We start from the raw sequence: 17,424 nt of genomic DNA, 5'->3' as shown, positions 1-17,424 counted from the left end.
TAAATAGAGAAAGATGCAATCTTCTGCAAGCGATCGCGAACGCTAACTTACAGAAGACCGCTATCATAAAGACAAATAAGGTGCAAGCAGTTGTAACGAAGCTAGAAAATTAGGCTATTCCCGAAATAGAAACTACCAACCATTCTGTAGGGGCGCAAGGCCTTGCGCCCCTACGACTCGGTATTTTTTTTCTTGAAATCGCCTGAACACACAGCACTTAGCTTCTTCGAACCATCGTCAGTGTCTTTACTAGATTTAAAGGTAGAGTACTCGCGTGAATTTTTTGTGATGAATACATGCCTGTGGCAAACATCCTCGGCAAATACAAGAAATGATGCTGAAACGTTTGAGCGATCGCCCTTTAGTCATTCCAGCCAAGGCAGAGTTTGATGCGATCGACCAGCATTTTAGCCTTGAAAGGTTTGGAGATCGCACCAACAGCCCCCAAGGCGATCAGTTCGTCGCGCTCGGTGGCGGAGGCTTTGGCGGTCAAGAAGACGGTCGGGATGGTTTGGAGGATGGGGTCGAGCTGTAATTGTTGGAAGGTGGCAATGCCGTCTAGGTCTGGCATCATGACATCGAGCAAGATAGCGTCGGGCATGCGGTCTTGGGCGATCGCCAACCCTTCCATGCCAGATCCAGCCGTCAGCACCTCCCAGTCGGTCAATGCTTCCAAGGAAAACCGAATCAGATTGCGAATTCCATCTTCGTCGTCAATGACGAGAACGCGTTTCATGCTCTTTCAATTTGTGGAGATTTGACCGGAACTGTGAAATAGAAACAGCTACCTCGTCCGGGCGCGCTCTCGGCCCAGATGGTGCCGCCGTGCTGCTGGACAATGCTGCGACAAATGGGCAGGCCCAAACCCGTACCGCCCTTCTGACGCGAATCGGTGGCATCGACCTGGTGGAAGCGCTCAAAAATGCTTTCGAGCTGCTCTGGCGGAATTCCACGGCCCTCATCCCGCACCCAAAACTGTAGAAAATCTGGGGGGTTGTCTCGCTCCACGCCAAACCAGATGGTTGCACCTTTAGGAGAGAATTTAATCGCGTTGCTCAGTAAATTGGTCATGACTTGAATCAGGCGATCTCCGTCTCCCATCAACTCGTAGGGCTGAGGTGTTGCGTGTAAGATAACCCCCGCCCGATCTGCCAAAACCCGCATCAGCTCCGAGGCGTTTGTCATCAAATAGGCTGCTTGGCAAGGCACGATCGCTAAGGTGAGCTTGCCGGATTCCAGGCGTTCTAGATCGAGAATATCGTTGACGATGTTGACCAGACGGTCTGCACCATCGGCAGCGATCGTCAAAACCTCATGCCCCCGTGAAGATTCAACCGGGATTAAACCCTCTGTAAGTAAATTGAGCGCTCCCTGAATAGATGTAATTGGAGTCCGCAGTTCGTGACTGACCACGGAAACAAATTCGGCTTTCATGCGCTCTAGGGCAAAGCGCTCGGTAATGTCTTCGCCAATGCTCACGCTGCCCGTGACTTCGCCTTGGGCATTGCGGAGCTGGGTATTGTTCCAGGCAATGATGCGCTCTTCTCCCCGCTTGGTCACAATGGAATTTTGATAGTAAGGATGAAATTCTAAATCGATGAGTTCTTCAAAAGCTTTGCGGACTTCCTGTTGTTGGGCTTTGGGCAAAAAAGTTTCAAACCAAGGTTTCCCTAGCACCTCGTCAGCACTATAACCCGTGATTTCTAAGCAGAAAGGATTCACGTAGTCCGTCTCGCCGCGTTGATTTAACCCAACGACCACCAACCGGACATTATCGAGGAGATAGCGCCAGCGCCGTTCTGCTTCTTGAATCGCAGCTTCTCTCTCCTTGATTTCCGTCACATCTCTACCAGAAATCAAGACGGATTCCACTTTATAGTTATCGTCAAACTCCGGCACAATTAAGCATTGAAAATTCCGCCAGCCTTTTACAGTTGGCCCAGTTAGATTCATGAGTCCCACTTCTCCAGATCTAAACACGGCTTCGCAGGATTCGGAAATGCACTGTTTCAGTTCGTCAGGGAACTCCATGTCCGCTAGGTTTTTACCGATCCAATATCCCTCTGGCGTTCCGACTGATTCATTAAAGCTATTGCTGACGAACAAATAATTTAAATCGCGATCGTGCCGGACGATAACGTCAATACTATTTTCCGTGAGGGTGCGATATTGTCTTTCGCTGAGCGCTAGTGCGGCTTCTGCCCGTTGGCGCTCTAACAGCTCTTGCTGGAGTTGGGCGTTGACCTCCATCAGCTCCGTGGTGCGCTGTTCTACTAGGGCTTCAAGGTGTTCGCGGTAGAGCTGAAGCTCTTTTTGGGTGCGATTGAGATCCGTAATGTCTCGCCCTTCTGCGACGATGTAAGTCACAGTCGCATTGTCGTCAAAAATGGGTTTCATCGAGAAGTCGAAGGTTCTTGGTTCCCCCCAATAGTTTTTGAGATCTGAAATGTCATAGCGAATAAATTGTCCTTGAGCGGCGTTCTCGATCGCGCTTCGAACCTGCTGCGACAAATCGGGATCGTCGCCCCAAGCAGAAAGTTCCCAAAAGGGCTTGCCTTGGACGATCTCGTAATCGACTTTCATAAAGTCGAGGGGACCGTGATTCATCTCTAGGACGATCCCGTCTGGTGTCAGTAGTGTTATGTACTCAAAGGTGTGGTTAAAAACAGCTCGAAATTTATGGTTGCTTTCTCGGAGCGCCAATTCAGTCTGCTTGCGTTCTGTCGTGTCTTGGAAAAAGATAGCAATACCTCGTGCCGATGGATAAATTCGGTTTTCAAACCATTTATTCCAAGGTTGGTAGTACTCTTCAATCTGAAGCGGCTTCTGCTCCTTCATTGCGCGATGGTAAGCCAGGTAGACGGGTTGATCTACTGCTTCAGGAAATTCTTGCCAAATGTTTTCGCCGATGAGGCTTTCGGGCGATCGCCTCAAAATTTCCCCCGCTTTGCGATTGACATAGACAAAGTTCCAGTTCTGGTCTAAGGAGATAAACGCTTCGCCGATGCCCTCTAAGACCGTTGCGAGAGATTTCTGCGATCGCTCGATCTCCTGCAAGGTTTGCGCTTGGGCAAGCTGGCGCTGAATGGTATTCCAGTACAGAAGCGCCAGCGCCAAAATTAGAAGGATGCTCAGAAAGGCGATTGCATAGAGTGTCAAGAACAGTCGATCGGCCTCAAGCTGCTTTAGTTTTGTCCGTTCGACCAAAAACAGTTCTTCGCGCTGTTGAATGGCAAGCGCAATCCGCCGTATTTCCTTTGCCCAAATTTTATCCTGCGTCTGGAGAACGGTCTTTAATGCGGCTGGAGGCTGTTGCGTGTCGCTTCCATCCGTGGCCTGCTGAAGGAGTTTCAGGTCTTTTTGGGCAAGCTGTTCTATGTGAGCGAGATCGATCTGCTGAGTGGGGTTGCCTCGGGTAAGCTGCTTGAGCTGTCCGAGGATCTTACGCATCGATCCCTGAGATTGCTTAAAGCGTTCTAGATCGTCTGAGTTGGGCATCTGAAGATATTCATGCCGAGCGATTTCGGCATCTTTCAAGTGAGATAGCAGCGCGCTAGAAGTGTCGATGACTTCATGAGTATGCTCGACCCAGTGCGATTTGTCGTTGTAGCGCGTAATACTCCGGTATAGGACCGTTCCCAATACCGCCAAACCCACCAAAAGGCTAGCTAAGCCGATCGACGCTATGTTGTGCGATCGCTGCATAGAATGTCCGTTTGCATTGCGAGATGCAAACCCTCTCACGTTCTGCCATCCGTACTTCCCCATCTGACCCATCCCCCCATCGCACTTCAGAATCCGTCGTTGCCTTTGCAACAACTCAATATAATTTTCTCTCAAATTGTTTTACCTGGATGCGCGCGCTCAAGCGCGAATCCTAATCCGTTGGAGAATTCGGGCTATCAGTTCTGCCTCAGCGACGGGTTTGAAAAGACAGGCGCTACCGCCCGCAATGCAAACTTGACGGACAATCTCTGGTTCCAAGTCGGTCACCATAAAAATAACGGGTAAATTGTGCCAGCGCGGCTCATTTCGAACCACTCGGCATAAATCGAAGCCGCTGCCCTTGGGTAAATCGGCGTCCACCAACAGCAACTCAGGTTGAAAATCCGGCATCGTTTTCCAGCACTGCTGAACGGTCTTGACCGTAGTCCACTGAAATCCCCAGGCCGTTAAATGCGATTCAATAGCCCTCGATGCCTTAACGTCTGCATTCACCTGCATTAAAGTAATTTCCCTCGGGTCCGACTGAGTATAGGCCTGAAACACAGTGCTAATGACCGTTGAAGGCGCAACTGGCTTTTGCAGAAAAACGCTTCCCCCCAACATCGATGCTTTCACGCGATCGGAGTAGCGATCGCGGGCGGTAAATACGATGACCGGAAGCTGAGGGTCGCGATCGAAAAGCGCTCTCAAGAGGGCGAATCCCGCATCCGGGGCATCGGGAAAGTTGAGATCGAGTAAAACCACCTCCGGCTGCCATTGGCTTACGCGCTCTACCACCAGAGCCGGGTTGGGTTCGATTCGAGTTTGAATGCCATAGGGTTCGGACAGGGTAGCGAGTTGATGCGTCAAGGCGAGATCGTCATCCACAATCAGCAGCCGAATCGGATGCTTCGGTTCGTCAAAATGTACCGTCTCTAGAGAGACATCCGCCGCTGTCGCCACCTGTAACTCTTGTTGAAGCGTGAGGGCTAAGCGTTCTAGACGCTCCAAGTCTGATGCCTGAAGCTGCTCCACTAGCCGCAGCAGCCGATTGATTTGGGCTGCTAGTTGGGAAGCGCGCTCCAAACCAAAGCTCCCCAGGGATCCAGAGAGGGTATGGGCTTGCTGTTGGGCCTGCCGCAGCATATCGGCCCAATCGCGTCGATCTTGGCTCAGGGCGGCGATCGCGCGGTTGAGGTGCTCGGCTCGCTCGATGTACTGCGGTCGAGATTCCTGCCAAAGGTCGGCAAATTTTTGGGAACTGGATGCGCTCGCGGGCACGTCGGACAATGCAGGAGCTGTTACTTCGGCTGCGTCAGGGGAACCCTGACGCAATCGATACCCTAACCCAAAAACGGTTTCTACGAGATCGCCCAACCCTACTGTTTTGAGTTTCTTGCGCAAGCTTTTAATATGGGCGCGCACCGCATTTTCTGTGGGTATATTTTTACTGTCCCACAAGCGTTCTACCAATACGCTTTGGCTGAAAATTTGCTGCGGGTTGCGCAAGAATAATTCAACCAGCCCGTACTCTTTGGCCGTGAGCGGCACGAGTTGGCCGTTGCCCGTGACTTGAAATGTGGTTGGGTCGAGCTGAAGCCCTTGCCATTCCAAAACGGGAGACGCCGCACCCTGTCCGCGTCGCAGCAGCGCGCGAATGCGAGCCAGCAATTCTGGAACGTTCAGTGGTTTCGTTAAATAGTCGTCAGCCCCGGCATCCAGCCCCGCCACCTTTTGGTCGCTCGTGCTTTGAGCGGTCAAAATTAAGACCGGGACTTGGTTTCGCCGCGCCCGAAGCTGCTGGCAAACCCGTATGCCACTTTGCTTGGGCAGCATCACGTCCAGCAAAATGAGGTCGTATTCAAAGGCGATCGCCAAATCCAGTCCGCTTTCGCCATCAAACGCAACATCTACTAAATAATGCCGATCCTGGAGCATCTCTTGCAGCATAAACGCAAGATTGCGATCGTCTTCAATTAGCAAAATCTTCATGAGATTGCATCCCCAAGGGGATCGAATTTATTCTACAAAAAAAGAAAAATAAGAAGCCATAAAAAGGATATTTCTGAAAAATATGTTTTCCTCCTTAAGAAGATAGTCTATTTTTTTGAGCTAGATGTAGAGAACAGCTCATGATTCTTAATGCGATAGCTGGCTCTAATGGATTCCATTGTTGCCGATGTTTGGAAGTTGCCCTGTTAAAATAGAAAGGCAAGCAACAGCTAAAGAACCCAATCTAATAATTCGCGCCGAAGAATTAACCGCTGCGATCTAGGGGAAGGCGCGAGCTTTTTCGATCCACAATATGCCTCCTCCAGTTCTGGCGATCGCAGCCGTCAGCTCAAACCCAGAAAACCATCGATATTTTTTCTCGCAGATCTTCCTTATTGCATAACAAATGAATCGTACGATGACCTATCCTTAACCCAAATCCGCCACAATTAAAATTTAAAAGCAAAAGTTAAAGTAAAAGCGTTCGTCCAATTGCTTTAGTCAATCCTATGTAGGGTATTAAAGTTATGGTTACTACCTCTCCAACCCCAAGGCTTACTGCGATCGCATCTGGCAAAGCCCAATCGACCGTAACGGGAGATATCCTCAGCCCTGAAGAGCTGCGTAAAATCAATTCCTACTGGAATGCCTGCAACTACCTCGCCGTTGGAATGATCTACTTGCGAGACAACCCACTCCTAAGAGAACCCCTCCAGTCAGAACATATTAAGGCTCGCTTATTGGGACATTGGGGATCTAGCCCTGGAATGTCCTTTACCTACGTCCATCTCAATCGGTTGATTAAAAAATACGACTTAAATCTCATTTTTCTGGCTGGCCCCGGTCATGGCGCGCCCGGCATCCTCGGCCCCGTTTATCTAGAGGGCACGTACTCCGAAATTTATCCCGACAAAAGCGAAGACGAAGAAGGACTACAGCGATTTTTTAAGCAATTTTCCTTCCCCGGTGGCATTGGCAGTCACTGCACCCCAGAAACGCCCGGCTCGATCCACGAAGGCGGCGAGCTAGGCTATAGCATCTCGCACGCCTACGGAACCGTGTTTGACAATCCCGACCTTATTTCTGTCGTCATGGTAGGCGATGGAGAAGCCGAAACCGGACCGCTAGCAACGGCATGGCACTCTAATAAGTTCCTCAATCCCATCCGAGACGGGGCGGTGCTGCCTATTCTGCACCTAAATGGCTACAAAATTAACAACCCTACCCTCTTAGCCCGCATCAGCCACGAGGATCTCGAAAATCTATTTAAGGGATACGGCTATACGCCCTACTTCGTGGAAGGCTCCGAGCCAGAGAGCATGCATCAAGCAATGGCTGCTACCCTGGAGCACTGCCTTGCCGAAATTAAAAAAATCCAAACAGAGGCGCGAAGCAGCGGGGTTGCCACTCTGCCCCGCTGGCCCGTCATCATTCTGCGAAGCCCTAAGGGATGGACGGGACCGAAGGAAGTAGACGGGCATAAGGTAGAGGGATTTTGGCGGGCGCATCAAGTTCCCCTAGCGAACATCCTCACCAACCCGGCCCACCTCCAACAGCTCGAAGCGTGGATGCAAAGCTACAAACCAGAAGAACTGTTTGACGAGATAGGGCGATTGATTGCCGAACTGAGAGAACTGGCCCCTACGGGCAATCGCCGCATGAGCGCCAACCCCCACGCTAACGGCGGGTTGTTGCGCAAAGCATTGAAGATGCCAGACTTCCGAGAATACGAAGTTGCAGTGGCAAAACCGGGTAACGCAGAAGTTGGGAATACCACGCCTTTAGGCAACTTCTTGCGCGATATTATGCGCGAAAACATGCATCGTTTCCGCGTATTTGGACCGGACGAAACGGCATCCAACAAGCTCCAAGCCGTCTACGAAGTTAGCAAAAAAGTTTGGATGGCTGAGTCCTTTCCCGAAGATAGCGACGGCAGCGAGTTGAGCGCTGACGGTCGCGTGATGGAAATGCTGAGCGAGCATACCTTAGAAGGCTGGTTAGAGGGCTACCTTCTGACGGGTCGTCACGGGTTCTTTTCCACCTATGAAGCCTTCGTCCATATCATTGACTCTATGGTCAACCAGCACTGTAAATGGCTGGAAATCTGCAACCACATTCCTTGGCGATCGTCCATTTCTTCTCTCAATCTCCTCATTACTTCTACGGTCTGGCGGCAAGACCACAACGGCTTTACGCATCAAGATCCGGGCTTTTTAGACGTCGTATTGAACAAAAGCCCAGACGTGGTTCGGGTTTATCTTCCTCCCGATGCCAATACGCTTCTATCCGTAGCAGATCATTGCCTCCGCAGTACCGATTATGTCAACGTCATCGTGTCCGACAAACAGGTTCACTTGCAGTACCTCGATATGGATGCCGCAATCCAACACTGTACCAAAGGGGTGGGAATTTGGGATTGGGCCAGTACCGACGAAGGTCAAGAACCGGATGTCGTTATGGTTTGTGCCGGAGATGTCCCAACTCAGGAAGCATTGGCAGCCACTGTTCTACTGCGAGAGCACTTTGACGATTTGAAGATTCGGTTTATCAACGTCGTCGATCTCCTGGCACTTCAGCCGACCAGCGAACATCCTCACGGGCTGTCCGATCGAGATTTTGACTCTCTATTTACGTTGGACAAGCCTATTATTTTTAACTTCCACGGCTATCCTTGGCTCATCCACCGCTTGACCTATCGGCGTACCAACCATCGCAATTTGCACGTGCGCGGCTATAAGGAAAAGGGTAATATCAATACTCCCTTAGAGCTTGCCATTATCAACCAAATCGACCGCTTCAGTTTGGCGATGGATGTTATCGATCGCGTGCCAAAGCTGAGGGTGGCAGGCGCCCACGCTAAGGAACACTTTAAGAACCAGCAAATTGACTGCCGTCGCTACGCTAACGAACAAGGCATCGATCGGCCAGATATTGTCGCCTGGAAGTGGCCTTATTGAATGCGAATTTATCTATGATGTACATGCATTTTTGATGAAACTCATTCAATCCTGCATTCGCCCCCCTAGCCCCCCAATTCTGGGGGGAACTGACCCTAGTTTTCGGATTTCTCCCCCCAGAATTGGGGGGTCGGGGGGGCTAGCGCAAGGTGTTTGAGACTTATATATACATACACAGTAGGCGAATTTACAGGGGCGCAAGACCTCACGCCCCTACAGACAATAGAGCTAAAAATCAGTCAGAAGCGAGCGTGCGCTGAGTTGGGAAGCATGAAAATTTTAGTACTCAATGCAGGCTCCAGCAGCCAGAAGAGCTGTTTGTACGATATTACGGATTCAGCTCATTTCGGCAGCAGCCCCCCTCAGCCGCTCTGGGAGAGTCTGGTGGACTGGAATCGCCGTCAGGGCATTGCAGAAGTGAAAATTACGACCGCTCGCGGGACTGTTCTAGAAAGAGAACTTTCCACTCAAACGCGATCGGCTGTCATGGCTCAGGTTCTAGATACCCTATGGCAAGAAAAAACCAGAGTTATTGACGATCTCTCGGAAATCGATGTCGTCGGACACCGCGTGGTGCATGGGGGCCAGCAATACTGCAAGAGTGTTATCGTGACGGCTGAAGTTAAAAAGGCGATCGCCGATCTTGCCAGTTTTGCGCCCCTTCACAACCCCATCAACCTAGAGGGTATTGAAGCCATCGAACAAGCGTTGGGAGATATCCCTCAAGTGGCAGTATTCGATACGGCGTTTCATTCCCAGTTGCCTCTAGCGGCGGCGGTCTATCCTGGTCCCTACGCTTGGTTCGAGCAAGGTATCCGACGCTACGGTTTTCACGGCATCAGCCATCAATACTGCGCTCGACGTGCGGCCCAGCTCATGGGCCGCCCCTTTGAAGACTTACGCCTGATTGTTTGCCATTTGGGGAATGGCTGTTCCCTGTCGGCCATCCGCGACGGTCATAGCGTCGATACGACGATGGGATTTACGCCTCTTGAAGGCCTCATGATGGGAACGCGGTCTGGTTCGATCGATCCGGGGATCTCGATCTATTTGCTGCGGCAAGAAGGTTACACTGCCGATCGATTGGAGCGGGTACTCAACCAAGAATCCGGTCTCAAGGGCATATCCGGGTTATCTGCCGACATGCGACAAATCGCAACGGGAGCGGCGGCAGGAAATACCCGCGCCCAACTCGCCTTGGATGTATTTATTCATCGCCTGAGATCTGCCATGGGCGCAATGTTGGCCAGCCTAGATCGCTTGGATGCATTGGTCTTTACTGCTGGAATTGGAGAAAATTCTCCCTCGATCCGGGCGGCTGCCTGCGAAGCTTTTCAATGTTTAGGATTGCAACTCGATCCGATCGAGAACGAGCGCCATCCCGTCGATGTAGATATTGCTGCCCCTGAATCGGCAGTTCGCATTTTTACAATTCACACCCAGGAAGACTGGGCGATCGCTCAAGACTGCTGGCACCTGATTAATTCTCAGATTTGATTCGTAAAAAAGTACTTATACTCCAAACGACAGATTTATTTTTTGAGCGAGTATGTTTCGATCGAAAAAGTTTTATTAATACGCAGCATAAAACTTTTCATCGCTACGTCATAGCTGAAGGGGGAATATAGCGTACGAGATAGTGCTAAATGGGCAAGCGATACTGCGAAATCAATCGAAAAGATTTAGAAATTAAATCATCTTAAATCTTGCTAGGTGTAAAAATTTCTGTAAGGCCAAAAAAAACAGTACTGCAAACCCTAAGGAGAAGTGATTTGTGAAACTAGCAGTTAGTCGTAACGCAATATTCAAGCCAGCGCTTTCCCTACGGGACGCTATCCTAACGATCGTTGGTTTAGTGATCGGTGCTGGAATTTTTGAAACGCCGTCCTTTGTTGCTGCCAATGCAAGTAACGAAATAATGGTTTTGCTAGCTTGGTTGCTCGGTGGAGTTATATCCCTAGTGGGAGCGCTGTGTTACGCCGAACTCGCAACTGCATACCCCCATCCAGGTGGTAGCTACTATTACCTCAAACGAGCATTTGGCAACGCCATCGCGTTTCTATTTGCTTGGACCCGCATGAGCGTAATTCAAACTGGGTCGATTGCGTTACTGGCATTTGTGTTTGGCGATTATGCGTCGCAACTCTGGCGACTGGGGAGTTATTCTGCATCGATCTACGCCGCACTTGCGATCGTTGTATTTACCCTATTGAACTTACTCGATATCAAACAAAGTAAATGGACGCAAAATGTTTTAGCTACCGCTCAAGTCCTGGGTATATTAATCGTTTCAGGAATTGGCTTGTTCTTCTCTTCCGCGCCCGCTTCTATTTTGCCCGTTGATTCCACGATTTATCCCGATATTCAATTGACTGAGGTAGCCCAATCTGTCTCGTCCGTGCCTTCAACCAATATTGGACTCATGATGGTCTTTGTCCTGTTGACCTATGGGGGATGGAACGAAGCTTCGTATATTTCGGCAGAAGTGCGGAACGGGCGGCTCAATATCGTGCGATCGCTGGTTTGGAGTGTCGGCATTATTACTGGGTTGTATCTATTGCTCAACTGGTCGTTGGTGCGAGGATTGGGGTTGACTCGCATGGCATCGTCTCAGGTCGTCGTGGCCGAACTCATGCGATCGACGCTCGGGGAAGCGGGGGCAGTGTCAATTAGTTGCCTCGTTGTCATTGCAACCCTGTGTTCGATTAACGCCACGATTTTAACGGGCGCTCGCAGCAATTATGCTTTGGGCCGCGACTTTTCGCTTTTTACAATGCTGGCGCGCGGGCGCGAAAATACGCCTGCGAATGCCCTAATCGTACAGGGCGCGATCGCGCTTTTCCTGGTTTTAGTGGGGACGTTGACGCGTCAAGGATTTGAGACGATGGTCGATTATACGGCTCCGGCATTTTGGTTTTTCTTTCTACTCAGCGGAATCTCTTTGTTCGTGTTGCGACAGCGCGAACCGAATATCGAACGCCCCTTCAAAGTTCCGCTTTATCCCATCCTTCCAATTTTGTTTTGCGGAATTTGTCTCTACATGTTGCAGTCAAGTTTGGCATACACGGGATATGGCGGTTTGCTCGGCGTTGTTGCGTTGCTGTTAGGCTTGCCCTTTCTGTGGTGGTCTCAAAAAGTTTCAAATGCAACTCAACGTCAATAAGATCAATCTTTACGATCGAGGAGAAAAAATGATGACCTCACTTCAGCGCGCGCTTCCCTTGCTAGCCCTTAGCGCGATCTGTATCGGCGCGGGATGCAGTCGGACCTCTAACGTTACCGTTGAGACTGCCCCTGCCGACGCTCAAGTGTCTGCCCCGCAGAAATCTCCAGCGTTGCGCAGTCCTGATGTCGTATACGTCCCCACGCCGCCCGAAGTTGTCGAGAAGATGCTAGAGATGGCTAACATAAACAGTAATGACGTACTGTACGATCTAGGCAGCGGCGATGGGCGAATTCCAATCGCGGCTACTCAAAAATTTGGAATTCGCGCCACTGGAATTGATATCAATCCCCAACGCATTGAAGAAGCGAATGCCAACGCTCAAAAGGAAGGCGTGACGGATCGCGTTCGTTTTCTCAATCAAGATCTGTTTCAAAGCGACTTTAGCGATGCTACGGTCGTCACGCTCTATCTCCTGCCCCAACTCAATGTGAAGCTGAGACCCCAGCTCCTCAGCCAGCTAAAACCCGGATCTCGAATCGTCTCTCACGATTTTGATATGGGCGAATGGAAGCCCGAAAAAACGGCACAGGTTGACGTTAACGGTCGAACGCACAATATTTATCTCTGGACGGTCCCCAAAAACGTCCCCGCCAACTTGCGCAGTCCTGGCTAGGGGAGATCGCGAACTCAAATTGCCCCGCGATTGAGGATAGGATTGGAATGCCATTGCTGCTGTTCGTTTGGCTTTAGTTTAATTTTTGTGGAGAGATGGATGTCCCCTACTGCGTCACCAGATATCAACCTTGCGGACTACATCGATCACACGCTACTCAATCCAACAGCCACTGCCGAGGCGATCGCCCAGCTTTGCGAGGAAGCCGATAAGTATCATTTCCCCACCGTGTGCGTGTATCCCAGTCGCGTCAAAGCGGCTGTTGGATTGCTGCACAACAGAAATCCGAGCGTCTGCACGGTAATCGGGTTCCCCTCGGGCGCGACTACTTCTGCAGTCAAGCTGTATGAGGCCCAAGAAGCCTTGGAAAATGGCGCGGCTGAGCTGGATGTCGTCATTAACCTAGGTTGGCTCAAGCAAGGCGACTTCGATGCGGTTCACCAAGAAATTGCTGAAATCTGCAGTCTTTCCGACGTGCCTGTCAAAGCCATTCTAGAAACCGCTGTCCTGACCGATGCGGAAAAGCGGATGGCCGCAAAGCTTTGTATGGAGGCGGGGGTCGAGTTTCTCAAAACCAGTACGGGCTGGCAGGGCGGCGCGACGGTTGAAGATGTGAGGCTGCTCAAGGCGTTGACCCAAGACCGGATTGGCATTAAGGCTTCCGGCGGTATTCGGACTGTGGAGCAGGCGATGGCGCTGATTTTGGCAGGCGCAACGCGTCTGGGCACGTCCCACGGGGTTATGCTGGTGCAGATGCGGGAGGCTGAGGGGAATTAGCCACTTTGATGGTTTTAGGTGTTTTTGCCATCGCGCTCGCGCGATCCAGAGGGCGATCGCTGCCGAACTTTTATCGCTGCGGCTTCAATTGAGTTTTATAGCGGCTGTAGGCAATTTGCTGCGACTTCCAAGGGGTATACCAGTAGAGATCGTAGATGACAGTGGGAGGGAACTCTGGGCCACCGGGCCAATCGAACTGAACTAGGCCAATATTATTCAGACCGACGACTTCTTTGCCCTCTTGCAGCCATCGCCTCTGCCAGATCGATAGCCAAAGACCTTGCCAGAACCCTCTATAGGAAACTCGAACTCGAATGACGCGCGCGAGCCAATCTGGAGACCGACGCCAAATTGCGCGCGCGACGGGCTGACGCCGCAGCCATTGGCTGCGATAACCCCAAGAGGCTTGCGGGTACGAGAATTGCAGCGATTTTCGATCTTTCAGTCCGTCGCGCCGCGCGAAGCGGTTCCAGATCCGCCAATGCAACGATTGCCACGGGCTGGGCGTTACCTCAATTTCCGTGTAATCCGGTGGAGATGCCATCCAATAACGGCGGCGTTCAGGGAAAAGTGATTTGATCTTTGTCTGTAAAAGTTCTGTAATGGGTTCTGAGTTGCAAATTGCACTGGCGGTCAGCTGGACCAAGCAAGCATTGGGTTGTTGGCGGAATCGTGGAAATGTACCGATGCGACCCGTCAAATCCTCCCAATAGTCAACTCTAAGGGCCGCTCCGTAATGAATATCGCCAGACAGCAAAACGACCTGTTGGCGCTCGCGAAATAAAACGCGCAAAAGCTGCGATCGCGAGCTACCTTCGAGATTCCAAGAATCCCCGATATCCAGATGGAACGATTTATTCAGGCGATCGCCTAAGGCGTGGAGGCGATCGAGAAGCTCTAGGGTAAATACATTGGTGGGTGCGACGACCAGGGTCAGGGGAATGGGGCGATCGCGGTTTTCTTGGCGGGCAGCCTCTAGCATGGGCTGCAACTGCTGCTCGTAGGCGCTAGGACTCAGCAGTTGAGGGGGAGCGTCCGGCTCATCTCCGAGGGGATAGCCCCGCTGGGTGCGCGTATCGAGCACGATAACTTCATGGGATGCCCCGCAAATCCGGTAGTGCCACTTGAGGCAATTCTGGGGTCGATCTAGGACACAGCAATCTTTTTCTTGCCGAAACTGCGGCAGGTCCGTGAGGGGGTCGATCTGGGGCAGCCCGAGCGCCCGGTCGATCTGGAGCGGCGCAGCGGCGCGTTCGGCCCCCATCTCGCACCAAGCTTCAGTCGCCGCTAGGAGCTGAGCGCCTGGAGTATTCGGGTCAAACTGCTCTGGCGTGTTTCCCCAAGCCTGAAAAATTGCGTAGGCCAGCAAAGCATTGCGAACGACTTGCCGCCCTAGCGGCTTGCCCAACACTCTCAAACACCAGGCTCGATTGAGATTCCAATCGTCGCTGACATCGTGATCGTCAAAGATCGTGTAAGTGGGTACGTTTGCCAGCGCCCGGCGCACCGCAGCCTGAGACTGAGCGGTCGCGGCTAAATGTCGGACGGCTTCGTTCCAAATTCGGGCGGATTTCCCCGCAATGCCGATCTGTTCCGCCAGCGGAAATTTCAACTGCCACAGGCATTCCGACCAGCTAAACAAATAGCTGGTGCAGTATTCGCTAAACGCAATCAAGTGACTGTTTGTCTTCTGCTCGTCTCCCTGCTGGCTGGCCGTCAACCCGGCATACCGCTCGACTAAAGACTGGCGATTTCCAGGTTTCAATTGGTCTTGCAGCGCTTCAACATCGACCGCCAGCGGCTCCGATCGACCGAACAGAGCGGGGACCCACTGTTGAATTCCCCATAGCAGCGGATCTGCCACTTCATCTCCGTAAATTTGGTCTCCCGTAAAAAAGAGATGGTGGGGACGGTCGAGGGGGTGGCTGGCCGTTTCTGCAATGATTTGGTCGATGATGGGCAGCGCGTCGATCCCTTTATCGTAAACTTTGCGACAAGAACCGTGGAAAATCCGCAGGCGATTTAAATCTGACGGAGGCAGGGAAAACGTGGGTAAGCCGTGGGAAAAATAACTCACCGAAACGCTTGCAAGTTCGGGCGATCGCAAAGCTTGTTGCAGGGACAGAACCGGATCCGAGCCGTCATTGGCGCTGCGGGTGAAGCTCAAATCGTAGGCGTACAGCACCCCCGGACCGAGCGTCTCGCCCCGATCGACTCGGGCCGTGATCGCAACCACATGCAGTCCTTTTCCGAGGGCAACCGTCTTGGCCGTACCCGTCAGAAGGGGCTGCGATCGCGCGGGGTCGATCGGATCGGCTGGTATCACTTGCAGGCGGACTTGACAGGGAGATTGTAGCGCCAACCAGACCGTTACCGCTTCAGGCTCGACCCGCCGCAAGATTGGCCCTGCCAAAATGAGGGGAAGCTGGGCCAAATCGAATGAGGGGGTTATCTCAAGCATTTTGTCCGTTATAGGCGGGGAAAAGGCGATAGAAAACGCGAATACAGAGGTTTGAGCCAATTCAAACGACTATGCCTCTGAAGCTTGCTTCATAATATCTTTTATCGCCCAGCAGGGTATCTCTCCAATTGCACTTCTAGGGAAGCAGAATTGCCCAATTCTTGAAAGATATTAGGCAATTTCCTGAAAAGATCTTACCGTCCCGATTCTGGCGCGCGAGTATAGCGATGCTTTACTCCCACGGGGAAATACTCTGGGTCGCCAGTCGATCGCAATTGAATCTGCGGCATCTGATAATCTGCGGGGACGTAGTTGGCAAATTCGCTATTCAAGCGACAAAGATGGTAGCGCACTGACTCCGCGATCGCCTGCTGCTTTTCTCCGCTCGCTTCAATGCCTGGGGCTAACTCCACGGCGATCGCCAGGCTTTCGTTCTGGTCCGAATCGAACCGGACCATCATGACGAACTTTCCCGTCACCCATTCGCAAATGGGGTGCTGCTCCAGTCCTACGGAAATATTTTCGGGATAAACGTTCGCGCCAAAGTAAGACACCACAAACTGAGCGCGTCCGAATACGTAAACAAACGGCAATTTTCGAATCTTCACGTCCGGTCCCAGCGATGCGATCGGATCGAACCCCCAACGGGCCAAGAATGCCAAAAGTCGTTCGTAAGTTATCACCCCGCCTGCGTCGGCAATGTGGTAGCGGATGAGAGGAATGCCATTGTTTCCAGAAAACAGGAGCGTTCCGTCTCGAACCTCAAAGAATCGACTCAACGGATCGTACTGCACCAAGGTGGGCAGTCGAGATTCTCCAAAGAGGTCTCGGGATGCCTCGGGATGTTCTGCCAGCCAGCGGCGAATGCAGATGCTCAGGGGCGTCTCGTTACCCAACACGCCTGCATCTGCCGTGCCGTAGAGCGAAGCGGAATCGAGACAGGGATGGGTCGAGCCGACGCGTTGCCCCACCAACGCTCGCCATTCTTCGCTAATGACTTCCCCTGCCATCACCCATTTCACGTTGTAACGCGGCCAAGGCACGCCCTGGGCGATACCGCTGTCAACGACATCCTTCAAAAAGGGAGGATAGCCCAGCAATACCGTTTGCTCGAATAAGGGAGATAATTTCTGTACCACCCGTAAGATTTCGGTTTTGTTGTTTCCGGGCGTCACAACTGTGATGGGATATCCCTTGAGGGCGAGGTGGCGGCAGCAATTGGCCGTATACATGCCCCCAACCCACGTTCCCAACGCAAAGCAGACCACGGCTAAAGTCCGACGCCGATCCGCAGCAAAGCTATCTCGGAAAACTTGTTCGAATCGCGGCGCAATGTGGAATTCGTCTGCTAGGGATCTGAGCCAAAAGGTCGGTTCTCCCGTAGAGCCGGAGGAGACGGCGATCGCATCGCAATTTTCGAGGCGGCCTTGACGGCAAACCTCTGCCAATGGATAGCGCTGAAGGTAGTTGGATTTCGTGGTTAAGGGCAACGACTGAAATTGAGTCAGGCTTTCGATTCGCGTTGCGTTAATGCCTTGCTCTAACAAAAAGGTGCGGTAGGCAGGTACTTCTTCTGCGACGGTCTGAAATAAATCTAAAAGGCGAGCCTCGACCGCAGCGCTCGATTGCTCCCGGAGTATTTCATCCAAAGGAGTTGCTAAAAAAGTTTGCAAATAATTGAGTCCGTCCATTG

Annotated in this window: 10 protein-coding genes; 5 read left to right on the top strand and 5 right to left on the bottom strand. The window is 51.8% G+C overall.

The genetic code is table 11. From position 1 onward, the window contains the following. Positions 1-361: 361 nt before the first annotated feature. The 3 genes from R6H26_RS16185 to R6H26_RS16175 are packed head-to-tail and all read right to left on the bottom strand — an operon-like array spanning position 362 to position 5,697. Complete coding sequence (locus R6H26_RS16185; protein ID WP_404783738.1) at positions 362-736, bottom strand: response regulator; 375 nt, start codon at positions 734-736, stop codon at positions 362-364. Beyond that, the gene (locus tag R6H26_RS16180) at positions 733-3,840 is read right to left on the bottom strand and encodes a PAS domain S-box protein (protein ID WP_404783736.1); all 3,108 of its coding nucleotides are present in this window, start codon (positions 3,838-3,840) and stop codon (positions 733-735) included. The genes R6H26_RS16185 and R6H26_RS16180 overlap by 4 nt, the downstream gene beginning before the upstream one ends. Before the next feature lie 24 nt (positions 3,841-3,864). Continuing rightward, positions 3,865-5,697, bottom strand: a complete 1,833-nt coding sequence (locus tag R6H26_RS16175; protein WP_404783735.1) for a response regulator — start codon at positions 5,695-5,697, stop codon at positions 3,865-3,867. A gap of 527 nt (positions 5,698-6,224) precedes the next feature. On the opposite strand from R6H26_RS16175, the gene R6H26_RS16170 reads away from it, so the two are divergent. From R6H26_RS16170 to deoC, 5 genes are all read left to right on the top strand, one after another. Beyond that, a complete protein-coding gene (locus tag R6H26_RS16170; protein WP_404783733.1) occupies positions 6,225-8,654 on the top strand; it encodes a phosphoketolase in 2,430 nt (809 codons plus the stop codon). Positions 8,655-8,924: 270 nt separating this feature from the next. Then, entirely contained in the window at positions 8,925-10,151 is a 1,227-nt protein-coding gene (locus R6H26_RS16165) for an acetate kinase (protein WP_404783732.1), read from the top strand. Between the two features lie 277 nt (positions 10,152-10,428). After that, positions 10,429-11,817, top strand: a complete 1,389-nt coding sequence (locus R6H26_RS16160; protein WP_404783731.1) for an APC family permease — start codon at positions 10,429-10,431, stop codon at positions 11,815-11,817. A 28-nt stretch (positions 11,818-11,845) separates the two neighbouring features. Beyond that, complete coding sequence (locus R6H26_RS16155) at positions 11,846-12,493, top strand: SAM-dependent methyltransferase (protein WP_404783729.1); 648 nt, start codon at positions 11,846-11,848, stop codon at positions 12,491-12,493. A 99-nt stretch (positions 12,494-12,592) separates the two neighbouring features. Beyond that, positions 12,593-13,270: a deoxyribose-phosphate aldolase gene (gene deoC / locus R6H26_RS16150; protein WP_404783728.1), complete on the top strand. Its 678-nt coding sequence runs from the start codon at positions 12,593-12,595 to the stop codon at positions 13,268-13,270. A 70-nt stretch (positions 13,271-13,340) separates the two neighbouring features. Here deoC and R6H26_RS16145 read toward each other — a convergent pair whose 3' ends face one another. Together R6H26_RS16145 and R6H26_RS16140 are read right to left on the bottom strand one after the other, a co-directional pair. After that, positions 13,341-15,731, bottom strand: coding sequence for a hypothetical protein (locus R6H26_RS16145; RefSeq protein ID WP_404783726.1), 2,391 nt, complete (start codon positions 15,729-15,731; stop codon positions 13,341-13,343). Positions 15,732-15,925: 194 nt separating this feature from the next. After that, positions 15,926-17,422, bottom strand: a complete 1,497-nt coding sequence (locus tag R6H26_RS16140; protein WP_404783724.1) for a phenylacetate--CoA ligase family protein — start codon at positions 17,420-17,422, stop codon at positions 15,926-15,928. Positions 17,423-17,424: the final 2 nt, after the last annotated feature.

Source organism: Altericista sp. CCNU0014, from assembly GCF_044923475.1.
Classification (GTDB): Bacteria; Cyanobacteriota; Cyanobacteriia; order Thermosynechococcales; family Thermosynechococcaceae; genus JAAURS01.
The sequence above is the reverse complement of the archived record's forward strand: the minus strand, read 5'-3'. Positions and strand labels throughout refer to the sequence as shown.

Excerpts from the sequence above, each read along its gene's own strand:
- R6H26_RS16175 (WP_404783735.1), bottom strand. The coding sequence starts at position 5,697 with ATGAAGATTTTGCTAATTGAAGACGATCGCAATCTTGCGTTTATGCTG.
- deoC (WP_404783728.1), top strand. The coding sequence starts at position 12,593 with ATGTCCCCTACTGCGTCACCAGATATCAACCTTGCGGACTACATCGAT.
- R6H26_RS16165 (WP_404783732.1), top strand. The coding sequence starts at position 8,925 with ATGAAAATTTTAGTACTCAATGCAGGCTCCAGCAGCCAGAAGAGCTGT.
- R6H26_RS16155 (WP_404783729.1), top strand. The coding sequence starts at position 11,846 with ATGATGACCTCACTTCAGCGCGCGCTTCCCTTGCTAGCCCTTAGCGCG.
- R6H26_RS16140 (WP_404783724.1), bottom strand. The coding sequence starts at position 17,422 with ATGGACGGACTCAATTATTTGCAAACTTTTTTAGCAACTCCTTTGGAT.
- R6H26_RS16185 (WP_404783738.1), bottom strand. The coding sequence starts at position 736 with ATGAAACGCGTTCTCGTCATTGACGACGAAGATGGAATTCGCAATCTG.
- R6H26_RS16170 (WP_404783733.1), top strand. The coding sequence starts at position 6,225 with ATGGTTACTACCTCTCCAACCCCAAGGCTTACTGCGATCGCATCTGGC.
- R6H26_RS16145 (WP_404783726.1), bottom strand. The coding sequence starts at position 15,731 with ATGCTTGAGATAACCCCCTCATTCGATTTGGCCCAGCTTCCCCTCATT.